The sequence below is a fragment of the Pseudomonas sp. T1.Ur genome, from assembly GCF_023516725.1.
In the GTDB taxonomy this organism is placed as follows: Bacteria; Pseudomonadota; Gammaproteobacteria; order Pseudomonadales; family Pseudomonadaceae; genus Aquipseudomonas; species Aquipseudomonas alvandae.
The window spans coordinates 4,611,391-4,631,806 of the sequence record NZ_JAMGSN010000001.1; the positions used below are offsets into that span (position 1 = coordinate 4,611,391).

The following is a 20,416-nucleotide window of genomic DNA, read 5'->3' on the forward strand; positions in this document are numbered from 1 at the left end:
CAACGGCCCGATATATCGCGAGGGTGGACAGCATTCGTTCAGCGCAGGTTCAGCGACGCACCGGACGCTTCTGCAATTTGCGCTGCAAGGTGCGGCGGTGCATGCCCAGGGCGCGGGCCGTGGCGGAGATGTTGCCTTCGTGCTCGGTCAACACGCGCTGGATGTGCTCCCATTGCAGGCGATCCACCGACATGGGGTTTTCCGGCACCAGGGTGTCAAGGTCGGCGTGCTCGGACAGCAGCGCCGCCAGCACGTCATCGGCATCCGCCGGTTTGCACAAGTAATTGCAGGCACCGCGCTTGATGGCTTCGACAGCGGTGGCGATGCTCGAATAACCGGTGAGGATCACCACGCGCATTTCCGGGTCCAGCTCCAGCAACTTGGGCAACAGCACCAAGCCCGAATCGCCGTCCATCTTCAGGTCAAGCGCGGCGTAGTCTGGCAGGTCGGCCTGGGCGATGGTCAGGCCCTCTTCGGCGGAGCCGGCGGTGCTGACCCGAAAACCGCGACGGGACATGGCGCGGGCCATGACGCGGGTGAAGGTGGCGTCGTCATCCACCAGCAGCAGGTGCGGCAGTTCTTCGCCGTCGACTTGGATCTCGTCACTCATATTCGTCTCCTCGGTCGGCATGGGGCAGGCGCAGCTCGGTGAGCGTGCCGCCTTCCTCATGGGGGTAGAGTTTCACCGAGCCGCCGGCGCGTGTCACGCTGGCCTTGCTCAAGAACAGGCCCAGGCCGAAACCTTTGCCCTTGGTGGTGAAAAACGGTTTGCCGATCTGCTCGGCAATCGCCAGCGGCACACCGGCGCCGTGGTCGCGGATGCAGATCGTCAGTTCATAGGCATCCCAGTCCAACACCACTTCCAACCCTTCGGGGCAGGCGTCGGCGGCATTGTTCAGCAGGTTCAGCAGCGCTTGGGTCAAGTCCGGCGGCGGCGCCATGCGCGGCACCGTGCCCTTGCCCAGGCACTGGAAGCGGTAACTGGCTTCGGGGCGCATCAGGTGCCAGCGGTTAAGGGCATCGTCGAGCCAGAACGTGACTGCCTGCATGTCGATGTCCAGCCGACGGTTGGCCTCGGCGGCGCGCACCAGGTATTGCAGGGTTTCCTTGCAGAGTTTGACCTGGTCCTGCAGCACGCTGAGGTCTTCCTGCAACGCCGGGTCTTTATGGTCCTGGCGCATTTCCTTGAGCAACACGCTCATGGTCGCCAACGGCGTGCCCAGTTCATGGGCGGCGCCGGCGGCCTGGGTTGCTACGGCCAGCAATTGCTCGTCCCGCAGGCCTTCTTCACGGCGAATGGCCCGCAGCTCTTCCTGGCGACGCAGCTCTTCAGCCATGCGCGCGGCAAAAAAGGTGATGACCGCCGCAGCCAGGGCAAAACTCAGCCACATGCCGTAGATCTGCAGGTTTTCCCGGGCGATGGGGAAGGTTTCCAGCGGATAGAACCGCGCCAGCAGCAAGGTGTACAACGCCAGGGCGATCCCGGACAGGATCAGCGAAAAACGCCATGGCAGCGTCACCGCCGCAATGGTCAACGGCACCAGGTAATACGACACGAAAGGGTTGGTGGAGCCGCCGGAGAAGTACAGCAACGCACTGTGGATAAACAGGTCGCAGGCCAGTTGCACGGCGTATTCAAGTTCGGTCACCGGCCACGAGGTACGCAGGCGAATCGCCGTCAACGCGCAGAGTACGCTGGAGAAAACCAACGTGATCGCCAATTGCAGCCAGGGCAGCGGCAGCAGGTCGAACCAATAGGCGAGCCCCACCGAGCCGGCCTGGGCCGCGAGGACCAGAATGCGGATAAACGTCAGGCGCCAGAGGTTCTGGCGAGAAGCGGAAGTCATTTGCAAAGGGGCGAGCATGAGCTCTCCTGATGAGCGCTCCAGGCGGATCGCACGGAGTATAACCAAGGCGCGGTGGGCAGAGGCAGATATGCGGCAAAGCGCCACAGGGAGCAGCTGCAAGCTGCAAGCTGCAAGCTGCAAGCTGCAAGCTGCAAGCTGCAAGCTGCAAGCTGCAAGCTGCAAGCTGCAAGCTGCAAGCTGCAAGCTGCAAGCCAGAGGCTACAGTTACAAGCTTTTACTTGCAGCTTGAAGCTAGTAGCTTGAAGCTGCATTTTTTCCCAAGGAGCTTTCATGCACACGTTCAGTCGCCCCGCCGCCCTGCTCGCCCTCAGCCTCGGCACCGTCGCCAGCCTGCCGGCCCTGGCCGCCGATGAGCTGCACTACAACCAGATCTCCCTGCGCGCCGAAGCCAGCCAGGAAGTGGCCCGCGACCTGATGATCGTCACCCTCTACACCGAAGAGCAGAATACCGACCCGGCCAAGCTCGCCGCGGCCGTCAGCACCACGCTGAACAAAGCCATCGGCCAGGCCAAACAGGTCAAGGGCGTCAACTTGAGCCAGGGCAGCCGCAACAGTTACCCGATCTACGACAATAAAGGCGGGAAAATCACCGGCTGGCGCGAACGCGCCGAACTGCGCCTGGAAAGCGCCGACTTCGCCGCCCTGTCCAAACTCACCGGCGAATTGCTCACCGACATGAAAATGGCCGGCATGGACTTCGCCATCGCCACCGCCACCCGCCAGACCAGCGAAGACGCCCTGCTCAAGGATGCCGTCAACGCCTTCAAGGCCCGTGCTCAACTGGCCACCGAAGCCCTGGGCGGCAAGGGCTACAAGATCGTCAACCTGAACTTCAACACCAACGGCTATCCACAACCGTACATGCGCCCGCAAATGATGATGAAAGCGGCGTCGATGGATGCCGAGTCGGTGACACCGGAAGTGGAAGCGGGCACCAGCAAGGTGACGATGACGGCGGATGGTGTGGTTGAGGTGTTGATGCAGTGATGATGGACAGCGGGTTCAGCCAGCTTCGTACTGGCTGAACCCTGAAGCCCTGCGACAAAACTCCCGTGGCGAGGGAGCTTGCTCCCGCTGGGCTGCGCAGCGGCCCCAAACCTGACAACTCGGTGTATCAGATGGATACAGTCGCTGCTGTTGGGGCCGCTTCGCGCCCCAGCGGGAGCAAGCTCCCTCGCCACAGGAGGATCACGGCGCCGGGGTGGCCGGTACCTCAAGCTGATCAAGCGCCTTGTCCACCAGCAACTGGCACAACTCCACCAACTGATGAATCCCCAGCGCCACGCTGCGCCGGGTGCCCTCCACTTCAAACGCCAGGTCCTCGGCCATGGTCTTGATCGAGGCCAGGGTTTCGGAAGTGCTGGTCAACAGCGTATCGGTGTCGGCCTTGGCGGTAACGGAGAACAGGCTATCGATGCGTGGATCGGTACTGGGCTTTGGAGGCTTTGGGTTGAGGTAATGATCGAGGGCCCGATCGGCGGCGGCTCGGTCTTTCAGCAGGTCTTCGATGGCGTCGAATTCTGCTAGCGGGTTTGTTCTGTTGAAGGGGGGATCGGGGACTGACTTATCCATTTAATTTGTACCTATTGAGTGATGAAGACCATCACTTGCCGTTTCTCACTCGGCAAAGTGGTGGCAGCTATGTGCAGGGGTGAGAAATCCGAGAATAGGTACTCGGCCAGACCGAAGCCTGCCCGCACACAGCCGCCATAACGCATTACAGACAGCGGATAAGCTGGCGGCAATTATGCAGGTACAGAGGCTGGATGCCTATTATTCGGGTTTCTCACGCCCGGTCGCTGCTTTGGCAGCGACGTTCAAAGGTTAGAGACCCCACTTCCGACCGGCAACCCTAAAAAGCTGTGGGATGTTTCGTTTCCGGGCCGGTGATCCTTCCGACACAGATGAATGACTCATCCCCCTTCTTGGCGCGGCCCGTGGCGAGGGAGCTTGCTCCCGCTGGGCTGCGCAGCAGCCCCAAACCTGACACCTCGGTACGTCAGATGGATGCAGTCGCTGCTCTTGGGGCCGCTTCGCGCCCCAGCGGGAGCAAGCTCCCTCGCCACGGGTTTGGTGGTCGGCGGGACATAGGCATATTGCTTCGACCTCTGCTGGGGTCTTCTCAGAACGGAGTCGCACAATAGTTTTGACATCTCCAAAAACAGCACGAGAGAACTGTCCACGTTTTATGGAATGTGGACAGCGAAAGATTCGGCCGCCTTGAAAAGTCAAAATATTTTTCTTAGGCATGAAATGACCAGCCTTCATACCTGGGCTTTCAGGCCACCTTCGCGAACAAACCCACACACAACTGATCGGGTACATTCGTGAGAGATAGGCCGGCTACTAGGCCGCCTTCGCGAGCAGGCTCGCTCCCACAATGGATTGGGATATGACCGGGAGAGCCAGGTCGGCTACCAGGCCGCCTCGCGAGCAAGCTTTGCCCCCACAGATTTGAAGGGTGCACGACCGCAAGAGCCAGGTCGGCTATAAGGCCGCCTCGGCCCGGCTTTTGATCTGGGGGCCCCGTTAACCACGATGGCCGAACGCAGGCATTGCGCAGTGGGCATCCCGGCATGGATGCCGGGATAGCCGCGCTGGGCCATGGATGGCCCTTCGCGGCGGGCCCACGGAGCGATGCCGGAGTGAGGGCACACCGAGCCTAAGCGAGGTGCCGAGTGGTGGGGCAAAGCGCTTTTGGTTACTTTTGGCGCTCTTCCAAAAGTGACCCGCCGTAAGGGCGGAACCCTAAGTAGCCGTTACCGCAGCAATGGATATGTACCCGACTGGAAGGCCGCCATCGCGAGCAAGCTCGCTCCCACAGTTTGATCGGAGTACAGCAGGAAGAACCAGGCCGGCTATCTGGCCGCCTCGTCCAAGAGGCTATGCCCAAACCCAACAGTCCCCCTCACTTTTCGATATTTCCAACACCCCCGCCCGCAACGCTACTCTGCTGAAAACCTCACCGCCCCCAAGGGATTTCATGGACAGAACCACCTTCAAGCCCCTCCTGCTCGCCCTGGCCCTGATCGGCAGCGCCCCACTGGCCCAGGCCGCGACCACCCTGGTCTACTGCTCCGAAGCCAGCCCCGCCGGCTTCGATCCCAGCCAATACACCAGCGGCACCGACTTCGACGCCTCGGCCGAAACCGTTTTCAATCGCCTCACCCAATTCAAGCGCGGCGGTACCGAGGTCGAGCCCGGTTTGGCGACGAGTTGGGACGTGTCCGCCGATGGCCTGGCCTACACCTTCCACCTGCGCGACGGCGTGAAATTTCACACCACCGACTACTTCACCCCCACCCGCAACTTCAACGCCGACGACGTGCTGTTCACTTTCCAGCGTCTGCTCGATCCGCAACATCCGTTCCGCCAGGCCTACCCCACCGAGTCGCCGTACTTCACCGACATGGGCCTGAACACCACGATCAAAAACGTCGAGAAAGTCGACGAGCACACCGTGCGTTTCAGCCTGAACAACGTCGATGCGGCCTTCGTGCAGAATCTGGCGATGAGTTTTGCCTCGGTGCAATCCGCCGAATACGCGGCGCAGCTGTTGAAGGAAGGCAAGGCCGGCGACCTGAACCAGAAACCCGTCGGCACCGGGCCGTTCGTGTTCAAGCGTTACCAGAAGGACTCGCAGATCCGCTACGCCGCCAACACCGCGTACTGGAAACCCGAGGACGTGAAGCTCGACAACCTGATTTTTTCCATCACCCCGGACGCCGCCGTGCGCCTGCAAAAGCTCAAGCGTGGCGAATGCCAGGTCAGCGGTTATCCGCGCCCCGCCGACATTGAGGTGATGGAGCAGGACCCGAACCTGCGGGTGCTCAAGCAGCCCGGCTTCAACCTGGGCTTTCTCGCCTACAACGTGACGCACCCGCCGCTGGACCAGCTCAAGGTCCGCCAGGCGCTGGACATGGCCATCGACAAGCCGGCAATCATCAAGGCTGTGTACCAGGGCGCCGGGCAACTGGCGCAAAACGCCTTGCCGCCGGCCCAATGGTCATTCGACCCGGCGATCCAGGACGCGCCCCATGACGTGACCAAGGCCAAGGCGCTCCTCAAGGAAGCCGGGGTTGCGCCCGGTACAACCATTGATTTGTGGGCGATGACGGTGCAGCGCGCCTCCAACCCGAACGCGCGGATGTCGGCGCAAATGATCCAGCAGGATTGGGCCAAGATCGGCATCAAGGCCAACATCGTCAGCTACGAATGGGGCGAATACATCAAGCGCGCCAAGAACGGTGAGCATGACGCGATGATCTACGGTTGGACCGGCGACAATGGCGACCCGGACAACTGGCTGGGCGTGCTTTATAGCTGCGCGGCGGTCAAGGGCAGCAACTACGCCAAGTGGTGCGACCCGGCCTACGACCGACTGGTCCAGCAAGCCAAGGTGTCGACCGACCGGCAAAAACGGATCGACCTGTACCAGCAGGCGCAGAAAATCCTCAAGCAGCAAGTGCCCATCACGCCCATTGCCAACTCAACGGTGTTCCAGCCGATACGCAAGGAAGTGGTGGATTTCAAACTCAGCCCATTTGGCCTCACACCCTTCTACGGCGTGGGTTTGAACAAGTAAAACCCGCCCCATGGCGGTGCGTAGCGGTCTTGCGCCGCACCGCCAAGGAGCGCGTTTCGCCCCAAAAAAGCCTGCGCAAACGGTCAAATGCGTCAGAAGTTACAAAGATGCGACATTAAGGTACGTTCGTGCCACTGTTTCAGACTTGTAACCGCTCTGGATCTTGCATTGGGTATGGGGCCTGCATAAGTATCCGCAGGACGACTCACGAGGTCGCCCTCAAATCCAAAAATGACAACAAATCATGAGGCCAACATGCTTAAACACGCGGTCATTCCGTTTTTAGTCGGCGCAGGCTTGTTAGCCAGCGCTCCTTTCGCTTCCGCCGCGACTAACCTGGTGTTCTGCTCCGAAGGCAGCCCGGCCGGTTTCGACCCTGGTCAGTACACCACCGGAACCGACTTCGACGCCTCTGCAGAAACCATGTTCAACCGCCTGACCCAGTTTGAGCGCGGCGGCACCGCCGTGATTCCTGGCCTGGCCACCAAGTGGGACATTTCCGAAGACGGCCTCACCTATACCTTCCACCTGCGTGAAGGCGTCAAGTTCCACACCACCCCGTACTTCAAGCCGACCCGTGAGTTCAATGCCGACGACGTGCTGTTCACGTTCAACCGCATGATCAACAAGGACGACCCGTTCCGTAAGGCGTACCCGACCGAATTCCCGTACTTCACCGACATGGGGATGGACACCAACATCACCAAGATCGATAAAGTCGACGACCACACCGTCAAGTTCACCCTCAAGGATGTAGACGCCGCGTTCATCCAGAACATGGCCATGAGCTTCGCCTCGATCCAGTCCGCCGAATACGGCGCCCAACTGCTCAAGGAAGGCAAGGCCCCGGACATCAACCAGAAGCCGGTCGGCACTGGCCCGTTCGTGTTCAAGAGCTACCAGAAAGACTCCAACATCCGCTACACCGGGAACAAGGACTACTGGAAGCCTGACGACGTCAAGATCGACAACCTGATCTTCGCCATCACCACCGACCCGTCGGTGCGCATGCAGAAGCTCAAGAAAAACGAATGCCAGATCACCCTCTTCCCACGCCCGGCCGACCTCAAGGCCCTGAAGGAAGACAAGACGCTGAAGATGCCTGACCAGGCCGGTTTCAACCTGGGCTACATCGCCTACAACGTGATGGACAAGATCAAGGGCAGCAACGAGCCGAACGTGCTGGCCAACCTGAAGGTCCGCCAGGCGCTGGACATGGCGGTCAACAAGCCGCAGATCATCGACTCGGTCTACCAGGGCGCCGGCCAGCTGGCGGTCAACGCCATGCCGCCGACCCAATGGTCCTACGACACCACCATCAAGGATGCCAAGTACGACCCTGAGAAAGCCAAGGAGCTGCTCAAGGAAGCCGGCGTCAAGGAAGGCACCAACATCACCCTGTGGGCGATGCCGGTGCAGCGTCCGTACAACCCGAACGCCAAGTTGATGGCCGAGATGCTGCAGTCCGACTGGAAGAAAATCGGCCTGAACGTCAACATCGTCAGCTATGAATGGGGCGAATATATCAAGCGTTCCAAAGGTGGCGAGAACCAGGCCATGATCATTGGCTGGAGCGGTGACAACGGTGACCCGGACAACTGGCTCAACGTGCTGTTCGGCTGCGACTCGCTGGCCGGCAACAACTTCTCCAAATGGTGTGACAAGAAGTTCGACGGCCTCGTGAAGGAAGCCAAGCGCACCACCGACCAGGCCAAGCGCACCGAACTGTACAAACAGGCGCAACACGTCCTCAAGGATGCTGTGCCGATGACACCTATCGCTCACTCGACGGTGTATCAACCCATGCGCGCCAACGTGCAGGATTTCAAGATCAGCCCCTTTGGCTTGAACTCCTTCTACGGCGTCAGCGTCAGCAAATAAAGACAAGCAACGGCGGCGTTCTCAACGTCGCCGTTGCTTTATCTGCCGAGACCAAGACTCAGGAAATCGCCTACATCCAAAAGCACTGCGTACCACAGCAGTCGGTTTAGGACGTATCGCCTTTTCCCACGAGTCTTTCAGGTATTACGCATTTACCGCCCGGCCCACGGCTCATACCGTCGTCACCGGGGCGACTTGCCAGCCCTGCGGCATCGCTACGCAATGGAATGAGCTCAGTGCGCCGGACCTGTCCCCGGAAGGACACCGGTTCACTGTCAAACACCCCGAACGAGAGAGGGAGCGTCATGCGCCATACCTTGGTTTTATCCGCATTGCTGGGCACCGGCCTGTTGGCCGCGACCTCCGCAGCCCAGGCCGCCGGCGGCAGCCTGGTGTTCTGTTCCGAAGGCAGCCCTGCCGGTTTCGACACCGCGCAATACACCACGGCCACCGACAACGATGCGGCCGAGCCGCTGTACAACCGCCTGGCCGAGTTTGAAAAAGGCGCGACCAACGTAGTCCCCGGCCTGGCGACAAGCTGGGACATTTCCGAAGACGGCTTGAAGTACACCTTCCACCTGCGCGAAGGGGTGAAATTCCACACCACGGATTACTTCACGCCGACCCGGGATTTCAACGCCGACGACGTGCTGTTTACCTTCAACCGCATGCTTGACCCGCAGCATCCGTTCCGCAAGGCCTACCCCACCGAGTTCCCCTACTTCAACGGCATGAGCCTGAACAAGAACATCGCCAAGGTCGAAGCAACCGGGCCGCTGACCGTGGTGATGACGCTCAACAGCGTGGACGCCGCGTTCATCCAGAACATCGCCATGAGCTTCGCCGCGATCCTCTCGGCCGAATACGCCGACCAACTGCTCAAGAGCGGCAAGCCGAGCGACATCAACCAGAAGCCGATCGGCACCGGGCCGTTCGAGTTCAAGAGCTATCAGAAAGACTCCAACATTCGTTATGTCGCCAACGACAAGTACTGGGCGCCGGAACGGGTGAAGCTGAAAAACCTGATTTTCTCCATCAACACCGATGCGTCGGTACGGGTGCAGAAGCTCAAGGCCAACGAATGCCAGGTCACCCTGCATCCACGTCCCGCCGACGTGCCAGCCTTGAAGAACGACCCCAAGCTGCAACTGATCGAAAAACCGGGCTTCAACCTCGGCTACATCGCCTATAACACCCGCCACAAGCCGTTCGACCAGGTCGAAGTGCGCCGGGCGCTGGACATGGCGGTGAACAAGCAAGGCATTCTCAATGCCGTGTACCAGGGCGCCGGGCAACTGGCGCAGAACGCCATGCCGCCGACGCAGTGGTCCTACGACGACACCATCAAGGACACGCCCTACAACCCGGAAAAAGCCAAGGAATTGCTCAAGGCCGCCGGGGTCAAGGAAGGCACCGAAATCACCCTCTGGGCCATGCCCGTGCAACGCCCGTACAACCCCAACGCCAAGCTGATGGCCGAGATGCTCCAGGCGGATTGGGCGAAGATCGGCCTGAAGGTGAAGATCGTCAGCTACGAATGGGGCGAGTACATCAAGCGCACCAAGAACGGCGAGCATGACATCAGCCTGATCGGCTGGACCGGTGACAACGGGGACCCGGACAACTGGCTGGGCACGCTCTATAGCTGCGACGCCATTGGCGGCAACAACTACTCCATGTGGTGTGACCAGGACTACGACAAGCTGATCAAGCAGGCCAAGGTCGTCACCGACCGCGACCAGCGCACCGTGCTCTACAAACAGGCCCAGCAGTTGCTCAAGCAGCAAGTGCCGATCACCCCTGTTGCCCACTCGACGGTCAACCAGCCGCTGAGTGCCAAAGTCGAAGGGTTCAAAGTCAGCCCCTTCGGTCGCAACGTCTTCTCGGGCGTCAGCCTGAACCCATAACCGCTTAGCCGCACAGCGAGGGCTTCCCTGGAAGCCCTCACGCAGACGTCTTGCCGTAATTCGCCGATCAGGCGACATGCAAACGTTTGCAAGCTGGAAATGAGTTGCAAACCGATAGCCGTATCACCAAAAAAGAACGGCGTGAAAAAGAAAGAAAAGGAGCGTTACCGATGAAACTGAGCAGCACCGCGATACTGGCCTTGGCCATCAGCAGCGTTACGGCCACGGCTTATGCTGAATCTGTCAGCCAGGAATTCGTTCCTACCGCGCTGGCCGACAGCAGCGCCCAGAGCGAAGCAAAAGGCTTCATCGACGGCCAGAGCCTGGGGGGCACCACTCGTAACTGGTACTCCAACGAGCTGAAACGTCGCGACGACCGATTCAGCTACAAGCCAAACAGCGTCAAAAATGACCCGTCCGTACCGGCCACTCCCATTGCTCGTCGTATCAACTGGGTCCAGGGCACCATCGTCAACTACACGTCGGGCTTTACCCAAGGCACCGTTGGCGTCAGCACCGAAGTGGCCGCCTACAACGCCGTCGTTCTGGACCAGGACCGCAAACACATTGCCGGTGGCTCCAACCGTACCCTGGCGGACTCCAACGGTGATGCCGTGGATCAGTGGAGCAAGCTGGGCCTGGCCAACGTCAAGTTCCGCGCATCGAACACGACGCTGACTGCAGGTCGCCAGAACTTCAGTACGCCAATCATCGACGTTATCGGTAACCGTGCGCTGCCTTCGAGCTTCGAGGGTATCAGCCTGCACAGCGAAGAATTCAACAACCTGTCGTTCGACCTGGCCGGTTTCGATCGCGTTTCGCCGCGGACCGAGCAGAGCCTGTCGAAATTCCGCAGCGAATATTCCGCCACTGGCGTGGAGACCGACAAGGTCTACACCGCTGGCGTGAACTACCAGCCGTTCAAGAGCCTAAAAACCAGCCTGTATGGCGCGAAGGTCGAAGACTTCTGGAACCAGTACTACTTCGGCGCTACCCACGAGCTGGGTGATAGCCAGGTACTCAGCCTGACCACCAGCCTGAACTACTACAAAACCGTCGACGAAGGCAAAAAGCTGATGGGGGATATCGACAACGATACCTACTCCCTGTCGCTCGGCCTTGCTCACCAGGCCCACAGCCTGACGTTCTCCTACCAGGAAGTGAACGGCGACGAGTACTTCGACTACCTGCACGAAACCAACGGCATCTACCTGGCCAACTCCCTGTTGTCGGACTTCAACAGCCCGAACGAGAAATCGTTCCAGATCGCCTACGGCCTGAACATGGCCGAGTACGGCGTACCGGGCTTGAAGTTCAACATCTACCAGGCACGCGGCTGGGGCATCGACGGCACACATTACCGTGGCACGGCCTACACCGATCCAAGCAGCCAGCGCGGCAATTTGAGCCTGATGGATGGCGAAACTCACTATGAATACGGTGTCGGCGCTTCCTACGCCGTGCAGAGTGGCCCGCTCAAGGCCACCGCGATTCGCGCCACCTACACCACTCACCGCGCCAGCGAAAACCAGGCTGATGGCAACATCAACGAATTCCGCCTGGTCACCACCATCCCGTTCAACATTCTCTAAACTGCCACCGGGCGGTCGACTCACAAGGTCGCCCGCCCGGTCTTTTGCCAATTACCCGATTGCAGAGGATTGACGATGAACATGAACCCCCTACGCGCCGCCATCGCCGCCGCGCTGCTGAGTGTCGCCGTTGGCGCCACGGCCAAACCGCTCGTGGTTTGCACAGAAGCCAGCCCGGAAGGCTTCGACATTGTCCAGTACACGACTGCAGTCACCGCCGACGCTGCGGCGGAAACCGTTTTCAATCGCCTGGCCGACTTCAAGCCCGGCACCACTGAAGTGATTCCAGCCCTCGCCGAGTCCTGGGACATCAGTGACGACGGCCTGACGTACACCTTCCACCTGCGCAAAGGCGTCAAGTTCCACACCACCGACTACTTCAAGCCGACCCGCGACATGAACGCCGATGACGTGGTCTGGAGTTTCCAGCGCCAGCTGGACCCGAACCACCCATGGCACAAACTGTCGAGCGTGGGCTTCCCATACTTTGAAAGCATGGGTTTCAAGGAACTGCTGAAAAACGTCGAGAAAGTCGACGAGCACACTGTCAAGTTCTCCCTGACCCGCCGCGAAGCGCCGTTCCTGGCCGACATCGCCATGGCCTTCTCCTCGATCTACCCGGCCGAATACGCCGACCAGTTGCTCAAGGCAGGTAAGACCGGCGACCTCAACAGCAAGCCGATCGGCACCGGCCCGTTCGTGTTCCAGCGCTACAACAAGGACGCCCAGGTTCGCTTCAAGGCCAACCCGGACTACTTCCGTGGCAAGCCACCGGCCGATGCGCTGGTATTGGCCATCGCCACCGACAACAACGTGCGCATGCAGAAACTCAAGACCAACGAGTGCCAGATCGCGCTGTACCCCAAACCCGATGACATCCCCAGCATCAAGAAAGACCCTAACCTGAAGGTCACCGAGCTGGACGCGATGACCGTGTCCTACACCGCCCTGAACACCAGCCACAAGTACATGAGCGACGTACGGGTGCGCAAAGCCATCGACCTGGCCTTCGACAAGGAAGCCTACGTCAACGCGCTCTTCGGCAAGGGCAACGCCACCGTGGCGGTCAACCCGTACCCGCCCACCCTGCTGGGCTTCAACCACGACCTGAAGAACCCGACCCGCGACCTCGACAAGGCGCGCCAGTTGCTCAAGGAAGCCGGCGTGCCGGAAGGCACCGTGTTCACCCTGTTCACCCGCAACGGCGGCGGCCCGACCAACCCCAACCCGATGCTCGGCGCGCAAATGATGCAGGCGGACCTGGCGAAAGTCGGGATCAAGGTCGACATCCGCGTGATGGAATGGGGCGAAATGCTCAAGCGCGCGAAAAACGGCGAACACGACATGGTGTCCGCCGGATGGGCGGGCGACAACGGCGACCCGGATAACTTCCTGACGCCTATGCTCAGTTGCGAGGCGGCCAAGAACGGCGAAAACTACGCGCGCTGGTGCAACGAGAAATTCCAGGCGCTGCTCGACCAGGCACGCGCCTCAGTGAACCCCGAGGAGCGCGCCAGGCTCTATGAGCAGGCCCAGGTGATTTTCAACCAGGACCAGCCATGGATCAGCATGGCCCACACCCGGATGTTCACGGCAATGCGCAGCAACGTAGAGGGCTACGTGATTAGCCCGCTCACCACCAACAACTTCGCCACCACCCAGGTGAAGTAGATAAGAAAACGCCCTTCGACGCTTGACCCCAAGCATCGAAGGGCACGCCTAACCGGCTGATGAGGTACACCTGAAGATGTTTAGTTTTATTGCCCGCCGACTGGGATTATTGATCCCCACGTTCTTCGGCATCACCTTGCTGACCTTCGCGTTGATTCGCATGATCCCCGGCGACCCCGTGGAAGTGATGATGGGCGAACGTCGGGTCGATCCCGAAATGCATGCACAGGCAATGGAACGCCTTGGCCTCAACAAACCGCTGTATGCCCAATACCTGGACTACATCGGCAAACTGGCCCAGGGCGACCTCGGCGAATCGCTGCGTACCCGTGAAAGCGTATGGACCGAGTTCAGCTCACTGTTTCCCGCGACCCTGGAACTGTCCATGGCCGCGCTGTTGTTCGCCGGTATCCTGGGCCTGCTGGCCGGGGTGATCGCGGCGCTCAAGCGAGGGTCCCTGTTCGACCATGGGGTGATGGGGGTTTCCCTCGCGGGATACTCGATGCCGATCTTCTGGTGGGGCCTGATCCTGATCATGTTCTTCTCGGTGTCCCTGGGCTGGACGCCGGTGTCGGGACGGATCGACCTGCTCTACGACATCGAGCCGAAAACCGGCTTCATGCTGATCGACACGCTGCTGGCCGACGAGCCGGGCGCATTCCTCGATGCCCTGCATCACCTGATCCTGCCGGCCATTGTGCTGGGCACCATTCCGCTGGCGGTGATCGCCCGGATGACCCGTTCTTCGATGCTCGAAGTGTTGCGCGAGGACTACATCCGCACCGCCAAGGCCAAGGGCCTGTCGCCGTCGCGCGTGGTGTTCGTGCACGGCCTGCGCAACGCGCTGATCCCGGTGCTGACCGTGGTCGGCCTGCAAGTCGGCACGCTGCTGGCCGGTGCGGTCCTGACCGAAACGATCTTCTCCTGGCCGGGCATCGGCAAGTGGCTGATCGAAGCCATCGGCGCCCGGGACTATCCCGTGGTGCAGAACGGCATCCTGTTAATCGCCTGCCTGGTGATTCTGGTCAACTTCGTCGTGGACATCCTCTACGGCTTTGCCAACCCACGCATCCGTCACCAGCGCTGAGATCAAGACCATGAGTACTCCAACTACCGCGGTAGCAGTCGATCAAAGCCTGCTGTACCCGTCCCCGTACAAAGAATTCTGGCAAGCGTTTTCCCGCAACAAGGGTGCCGTCGCCGGGCTGCTGTTCATGATCCTGATCGTGTTCTGCGCGATCTTCGCCCCGTGGGTCGCACCGCACGACCCGAGCGAGCAATACCGCGACTTCCTGCTGACGCCGCCGGCGTGGCTTGAAGGTGGGCAGATGCAATTCCTGCTGGGCACCGACGAACTGGGCCGCGACCTGCTGTCGCGCCTGATCCAGGGCTCGCGGCTGTCATTGCTGATCGGCTTGTCGTCGGTGGTGATGTCGCTGATCCCGGGCATCCTGCTGGGCCTGTTCGCCGGGTTCTTTCCACGCATCCTCGGCCCGACCATCATGCGCCTGATGGACATCATGCTCGCCCTGCCGTCCTTGCTGCTGGCCGTGGCGATCGTCGCCATCCTCGGCCCAGGCCTGATCAACACCGTGATCGCCATCGCCATCGTCTCGCTGCCGTCCTACGTGCGCCTGACCCGTGCCGCCGTGATGGGCGAACTGAACCGCGACTACGTGACCGCCGCCCGCCTGGCCGGTGCCGGCCTGCCGCGCCTGATGTTCATCACCGTGCTGCCCAACTGCATGGCTCCGCTGATCGTCCAGGCGACCTTGAGCTTCTCCTCGGCGATCCTCGACGCCGCCGCCCTGGGCTTCCTCGGCCTCGGCGTGCAACCGCCCACCCCGGAGTGGGGCACCATGCTGGCCTCGGCCCGCGACTACATCGAACGCGCCTGGTGGGTCGTGAGCCTGCCTGGCTTGACCATTTTGCTCAGCGTGCTGGCAATCAACCTGATGGGCGACGGGCTGCGCGATGCGCTGGACCCGAAACTCAAGAATGCCGCCTGAGGAGATTCCCATGTCACTGCTAGAAATCAAGAATCTCAACGTCCGCTTCGGCGACGCCACCGCCGTGCCGGTGGTCGACGGCCTGGACCTGAGTGTGGAAAAAGGCGAAGTCCTGGCGATCGTCGGCGAATCGGGCTCGGGTAAATCCGTGACCATGATGGCGCTGATGGGCCTGATCGAGCACCCCGGCATCGTCACCGCCGATGCGCTGAACTTCGATGGCAAGAACATGCTCAAGCTGAGCAACCGCCAGCGCCGGCAGATCGTCGGCAAGGACCTGGCGATGGTCTTCCAGGACCCGATGACCGCGCTCAACCCCAGCTACACCGTGGGTTTCCAGATCGAAGAAGTGTTGCGCCTGCACCTGAAGATGTCCGGCAAGGCCGCCCGCAAACGCGCCATCGAACTGCTGGAAAAAGTCGAGATTCCCGGCGCCGCCAGCCGCATGGACGCCTACCCGCACCAACTGTCCGGCGGCATGAGCCAGCGTGTCGCGATTGCCATGGCGATTGCCGGCGAGCCGAAACTGCTGATTGCCGACGAACCGACCACCGCCCTCGACGTGACCATCCAGGCACAGATCATGGACCTGTTGCTGGCCCTGCAAAAAGAGCAGGACATGGGCCTGGTGCTCATCACCCACGACCTCGCCGTGGTCGCCGAAACCGCCCAGCGCGTGTGCGTGATGTACGCCGGCCAGGCCGTGGAAGTGGGCCAGGTGCCGCAGCTGTTCGACATTCCGGCCCACCCCTACAGCGAAGCGCTGCTCGCGGCGATTCCGGAGCACAGCATGGGTGCCGAGCGCCTGGCGACCTTGCCCGGCATCGTCCCCGGTCGCTACGACCGTCCGCAAGGCTGCCTGCTGTCGCCGCGCTGCCCGTACGTGCAGGACAACTGCCGTCAACAACGCCCGGGCCTCGATCCGAAATCCAACAGCCTCGCCCGCTGCTTCTACCCGTTGAACCAGGAGGTGGCGTGATGGCCGTCGTACTTACCGCCCGTGACCTGACCCGTCATTACGAAGTGTCCCGTGGCATGTTCAAGGGCCATGCGACCGTGCGCGCCCTCAACGGTGTGTCGTTCGAACTGGAAGCCGGCAAGACCCTGGCCGTGGTGGGTGAATCCGGTTGCGGCAAATCCACCCTCGCCCGGGCCCTCACGCTGATCGAAGAGCCGTCCGCCGGCTCCTTGAAAATCGCCGGCCAGGAAGTGGCCGGCGCGAACAAGGCCGAACGCAAGCAATTGCGCAAAGACGTGCAGATGGTGTTCCAGAGCCCATACGCGTCCCTCAACCCGCGGCAGAAAATCGGTGATCAACTGGCCGAGCCATTGCTCATCAACACCCAACTGTCGGCCACCGAGCGGCGGGAAAAAGTCCAGGCGATGATGAAGCAGGTGGGCCTGCGCCCCGAGCACTACCAGCGCTACCCGCACATGTTCTCCGGCGGCCAGCGCCAGCGCATTGCCCTGGCACGCGCCATGATGCTGCAACCCAAGGTGCTGGTGGCGGACGAACCGACCTCGGCGCTGGACGTGTCGATCCAGGCCCAGGTGCTGAACCTGTTCATGGACCTGCAACAGGAATTCAACACCGCCTACGTGTTCATCTCCCACAACCTGGCGGTGGTGCAACACGTCGCCGACGACGTGATGGTGATGTACCTCGGCCGCCCGGTGGAAATGGGCCCCAACGAGTCGATCTACAGCCGCCCGCTGCACCCGTACACCCAGGCGCTGCTGTCGGCCACCCCGACCATCCACCCGGACCCGAACAAGCCGAAGATCAAGATCGTCGGTGAACTGCCCAACCCGCTCAATCCGCCGTCCGGCTGCGCCTTCCACAAGCGCTGCCCCTATGCGACCGAGCGTTGCAAGACTGAAGAGCCCGCGCTTCGCCCGTTGGATAACCGGTTGGTGGCGTGTCACTACGCCGAGCGGTTCCTCGACGGCGCGGCGTAGGGGCTTGCATAAAAGCTGCGCAGAAGCTGCGTAGGAGCTGCGTAGGAGCTGCCGAGCGAAGCGAGGCTGCGATCTTTCCAAGGACACTTGGATCTCAAGCGAAAGATCAAAAGATCAAAAGATCAAAAGATCAAAAGATCAAAAGATCGCAGGCTTCGCCAGCTCCTACAAAGTCCGGCAAGCTCCCTCGCCACGGGCAATAAAAAACCTCCAGTCCGATCAGGACTGGAGGTTTTTTATTGTCGGGTATCTACGTCTGGCTATCGCCCTCTTCATCCTCATCGCCATCCGGCGGATCGGCCGGCAAGCCATCGTCATCCTCGCCATCGTCCGGTTCACCTGCATCCGCATCGGTCGCGGCCAGCATCAACTCGCCCTGCACGACCTGCCCACTCGATGCGTGCTGATCATGCTGATCGCATTCCGCCCACGCGATTGTGGAGCCCAGGGACAACATCACCAAAACCTTCAATAGCAACATCATGCGTAGAAGCTTATTCATAGCCAATTCCTTCTTTCCGGATAAAGCCGGGGCCCGACGGCGCTCAAAAAAATCTAGTTCTGAACCGCCCGGTTCACCAGATAAGACGCCCCCGTACAGCTAGAAATGCCGTCGTTCTACAGAATGGTTTCGAATAAGCCTTATCTCCAAACCTGCTAACACCACAAACTTTCGCTGTGGGAGCGAGCCTGCTCGCGAAGAGGCCGGCACATCCAGCATCCAGGCAAGCTGACCCACCGCGATCGCGAGCAAGCTCGCTCCCACAAAAGAATTTGGCTGACCGGGAGTCTGAGTAATGCCAAGCCCATGTGAGCCAGGAGGTTGGACACAAATGCCGTGCCCAACACAAACCCCTGTGGGAGCGAGCTTGCTCGCGAAGAGGCCGGCACATCCAACATCCAGGCAAGCTGACCCACCGCGATCGCGAGCAGGCTCGCCCCCGCGATGGGTCACACCTGCTGCTTAGTGATGCTCCCGCGTCGCGCGGAATTTCACGTCTGGCCAGCGCTCTTCCATCAGCGCCAGGTTCACCCGCGTCGGGGCCAGGTAGGTCAGATGTCCACCACCGTCCAGCGCAAGGTTTTCCACAGCCTTGTTGGAGAATTCCTCGAGCTTCTTCTTGTCGCCGCATTCGACCCAACGCGCCGAGTACACGGTGATCGGCTCGTAGGAGCACTCGACCTTGTATTCCTCTTTCAAGCGACTGGCGACGACGTCGAACTGCAGCACACCGACGGCGCCGAGGATGATGTCGTTGCTGCGCTCCGGGAAGAACACCTGGGTGGCGCCCTCTTCGGCCAGTTGCTGCAATCCTTGGCGCAGTTGCTTGGACTTGAGCGGGTCCTTCAGGCGCACGCGGCGGAACAGTTCCGGGGCGAAGTGCGGGATGCCTGTGAAGCCCAGGGCTTCGCCTTCGGTGAAGGTGTCGCCAATCTGGATGGTGCCGTGGTTGTGCAGGCCGATAATGTCACCGGCGAAGGCCTCTTCCAGTTGCTCGCGCTCCGAGGAGAAGAAGGTCAAGGCGTCGCCGATGCGCACGTCCTTGCCGGTGCGCACATGGCGCATCTTCATGCCTTTTTCGTACTTGCCGGAGCAGATACGCATGAAGGCGATGCGGTCGCGGTGCTTGGGGTCCATGTTCGCCTGGATCTTGAACACGAAGCCCGAGAACTTCTCTTCCACCGGCTCCACGGTGCGCTCGTTGGCAACACGCGGCAGCGGACGCGGGGCCCAGTCGACCACGGCGTCGAGCACATGGTCGACGCCGAAGTTGCCCAGGGCGGTCCCGAAGAACACCGGGGTCAGCTGGCCGTCGATGAATTCCTGTTGGTTGAACTCATGGCAGGCGCCCTGCACCAGTTCCAGTTGCTCGATAAAACGATCGTACTCGTCGCCCAGGTGCGCGCGGGCCTCGTCGGAGTCGAGTTTCTCGATGATCTTGGTTTCGGTGCGTTCATGACCGTGGCCCGGTGTGTAGACGATGATGTAGTCGTCGGCCAGGTGGTACACGCCCTTGAAGTCGCGGTAGCAACCGATCGGCCAGGTGATCGGCGCAGCCTTGATTTTCAGGACCGCTTCGATCTCGTCGAGCAGTTCGATGGGGTCGCGGATGTCGCGGTCGAGTTTGTTGATGAAGCTGACGATCGGCGTGTCCCGCAGGCGGCAGACGTCCATCAGCGCGATGGTCCGTGGCTCGACGCCTTTACCGCCGTCGAGGACCATCAAGGCCGAGTCCACCGCGGTCAGGGTGCGGTAGGTGTCTTCGGAGAAGTCTTCGTGGCCCGGGGTGTCGAGCAGGTTGATCATGTGATCGCGATACGGGAACTGCATGACCGACGTGGTAATGGAGATACCCCGCTGCTTTTCCATCTCCATCCAGTCGGAAGTGGCATGGCGGTCGGACTTGCGAGATTTCACCGTGCCGGCAACCGCAATCGCCTTGCCCATCAGCAAGAGCTTCTCGGTGATGGTGGTCTTACCGGCATCGGGGTGGGAAATAATGGCGAAAGTGCGGCGTTTCGCGACTTCGGCGGCCTGTTTGGTCATGGGAAATCGCCTGGCAGGTGATTCAAAAAAGGGCGGCGAGTATAGCCCAAAACGCCCCTCATGGACCACCGTACATAGGCGTTGGTGCACGGTAGGAGCTGGCGAAGCCTGCGATCTTTTGATCTTCGGCGTCCCTGAAAATGCCAAAGGATCGCAGGCTTCGCCAGCTCCTACAGAGGTTCGACGGTGCCTTATGAGGGAACCTTTCAAGCCGCACAGACGTCCACTTCCCTGTTACGGCCATTCGTCAGGGTCTTGAAAATCAGCAAGTTAGCCTGACGAGGCTGCGCTCATGGCTCGCTTCGACGTCGTTTTACCGGCCTCGAAAAGAGCTGCTTCTCGCGAACGTTTTCCCGGCAACCCATGATGGTTCGCCGCCCGGAAAAGCGTGCGCCG

The 20,416-nt window shown here is 60.8% G+C and carries 15 protein-coding genes; 10 read left to right on the forward strand and 5 right to left on the reverse strand.

Going from position 1 to position 20,416, the window contains the following annotated elements:
• Nucleotides 1–49 precede the first annotated feature (49 nt).
• The gene (locus M8Q45_RS20540; RefSeq protein WP_003177957.1) at nt 50–610 is read right to left on the reverse strand and encodes a response regulator transcription factor; all 561 of its coding nucleotides are present in this window, start codon (nt 608–610) and stop codon (nt 50–52) included.
• A complete protein-coding gene (locus M8Q45_RS20545) occupies nt 603–1,865 on the reverse strand; it encodes an ATP-binding protein (RefSeq protein ID WP_030139829.1) in 1,263 nt (420 codons plus the stop codon). Before M8Q45_RS20545 ends, M8Q45_RS20540 begins: the two co-directional genes overlap by 8 nt.
• Before the next feature lie 273 nt (nt 1,866–2,138).
• Here M8Q45_RS20545 and M8Q45_RS20550 point away from each other — a divergent pair, with 273 nt between their 5' ends.
• Nucleotides 2,139–2,855: an SIMPL domain-containing protein gene (locus tag M8Q45_RS20550; protein ID WP_249876167.1), complete on the forward strand. Its 717-nt coding sequence runs from the start codon at nt 2,139–2,141 to the stop codon at nt 2,853–2,855.
• 201 nt (nt 2,856–3,056) lie between these two features.
• Here the strand turns inward: M8Q45_RS20550 and M8Q45_RS20555 are convergent, their stop codons facing one another.
• Entirely contained in the window at nt 3,057–3,440 is a 384-nt protein-coding gene (locus M8Q45_RS20555) for a DUF6124 family protein (RefSeq protein ID WP_249876168.1), read from the reverse strand.
• 1,411 nt (nt 3,441–4,851) lie between these two features.
• Between M8Q45_RS20555 and M8Q45_RS20560 the strand changes: the two genes are divergently transcribed.
• The 9 genes from M8Q45_RS20560 (at nt 4,852) to M8Q45_RS20600 (ending at nt 17,472) form a co-directional block, all read left to right on the forward strand.
• Nucleotides 4,852–6,453, forward strand: coding sequence for an ABC transporter substrate-binding protein (locus M8Q45_RS20560; protein WP_249876169.1), 1,602 nt, complete (start codon nt 4,852–4,854; stop codon nt 6,451–6,453).
• Nucleotides 6,454–6,708: 255 nt separating this feature from the next.
• Nucleotides 6,709–8,334, forward strand: a complete 1,626-nt coding sequence (locus M8Q45_RS20565; RefSeq protein ID WP_249876170.1) for an ABC transporter substrate-binding protein — start codon at nt 6,709–6,711, stop codon at nt 8,332–8,334.
• 305 nt (nt 8,335–8,639) lie between these two features.
• On the forward strand, nt 8,640–10,241 hold the full coding sequence (locus M8Q45_RS20570) for an ABC transporter substrate-binding protein (protein WP_249876171.1): 1,602 nt from the start codon (nt 8,640–8,642) through the stop codon (nt 10,239–10,241).
• A gap of 170 nt (nt 10,242–10,411) precedes the next feature.
• The gene (locus M8Q45_RS20575) at nt 10,412–11,833 is read left to right on the forward strand and encodes an OprD family porin (RefSeq protein ID WP_249876172.1); all 1,422 of its coding nucleotides are present in this window, start codon (nt 10,412–10,414) and stop codon (nt 11,831–11,833) included.
• Nucleotides 11,834–11,908: 75 nt separating this feature from the next.
• Complete coding sequence (locus M8Q45_RS20580) at nt 11,909–13,504, forward strand: ABC transporter substrate-binding protein (RefSeq protein ID WP_249876173.1); 1,596 nt, start codon at nt 11,909–11,911, stop codon at nt 13,502–13,504.
• Nucleotides 13,505–13,580: 76 nt separating this feature from the next.
• Nucleotides 13,581–14,591, forward strand: coding sequence for an ABC transporter permease subunit (locus M8Q45_RS20585; RefSeq protein WP_063322947.1), 1,011 nt, complete (start codon nt 13,581–13,583; stop codon nt 14,589–14,591).
• 10 nt (nt 14,592–14,601) lie between these two features.
• Complete coding sequence (locus M8Q45_RS20590) at nt 14,602–15,513, forward strand: ABC transporter permease subunit (RefSeq protein ID WP_249876174.1); 912 nt, start codon at nt 14,602–14,604, stop codon at nt 15,511–15,513.
• 10 nt (nt 15,514–15,523) lie between these two features.
• Entirely contained in the window at nt 15,524–16,492 is a 969-nt protein-coding gene (locus M8Q45_RS20595) for an ABC transporter ATP-binding protein (RefSeq protein ID WP_249876175.1), read from the forward strand.
• Nucleotides 16,492–17,472, forward strand: a complete 981-nt coding sequence (locus M8Q45_RS20600; RefSeq protein ID WP_249876176.1) for a peptide ABC transporter ATP-binding protein — start codon at nt 16,492–16,494, stop codon at nt 17,470–17,472. The genes M8Q45_RS20595 and M8Q45_RS20600 overlap by 1 nt, the downstream gene beginning before the upstream one ends.
• A 250-nt stretch (nt 17,473–17,722) precedes the next feature.
• On the opposite strand, the gene M8Q45_RS20605 is transcribed toward M8Q45_RS20600, so the two are convergent.
• Both M8Q45_RS20605 and M8Q45_RS20610 read right to left on the reverse strand, forming a co-directional pair.
• The gene (locus M8Q45_RS20605; RefSeq protein ID WP_249876177.1) at nt 17,723–17,974 is read right to left on the reverse strand and encodes a hypothetical protein; all 252 of its coding nucleotides are present in this window, start codon (nt 17,972–17,974) and stop codon (nt 17,723–17,725) included.
• Between the two features lie 462 nt (nt 17,975–18,436).
• Nucleotides 18,437–20,020 (reverse strand): peptide chain release factor 3, encoded by a 1,584-nt coding sequence (locus tag M8Q45_RS20610; protein ID WP_249876178.1) that lies wholly within the window; start codon nt 20,018–20,020, stop codon nt 18,437–18,439.
• Nucleotides 20,021–20,416: the final 396 nt, after the last annotated feature.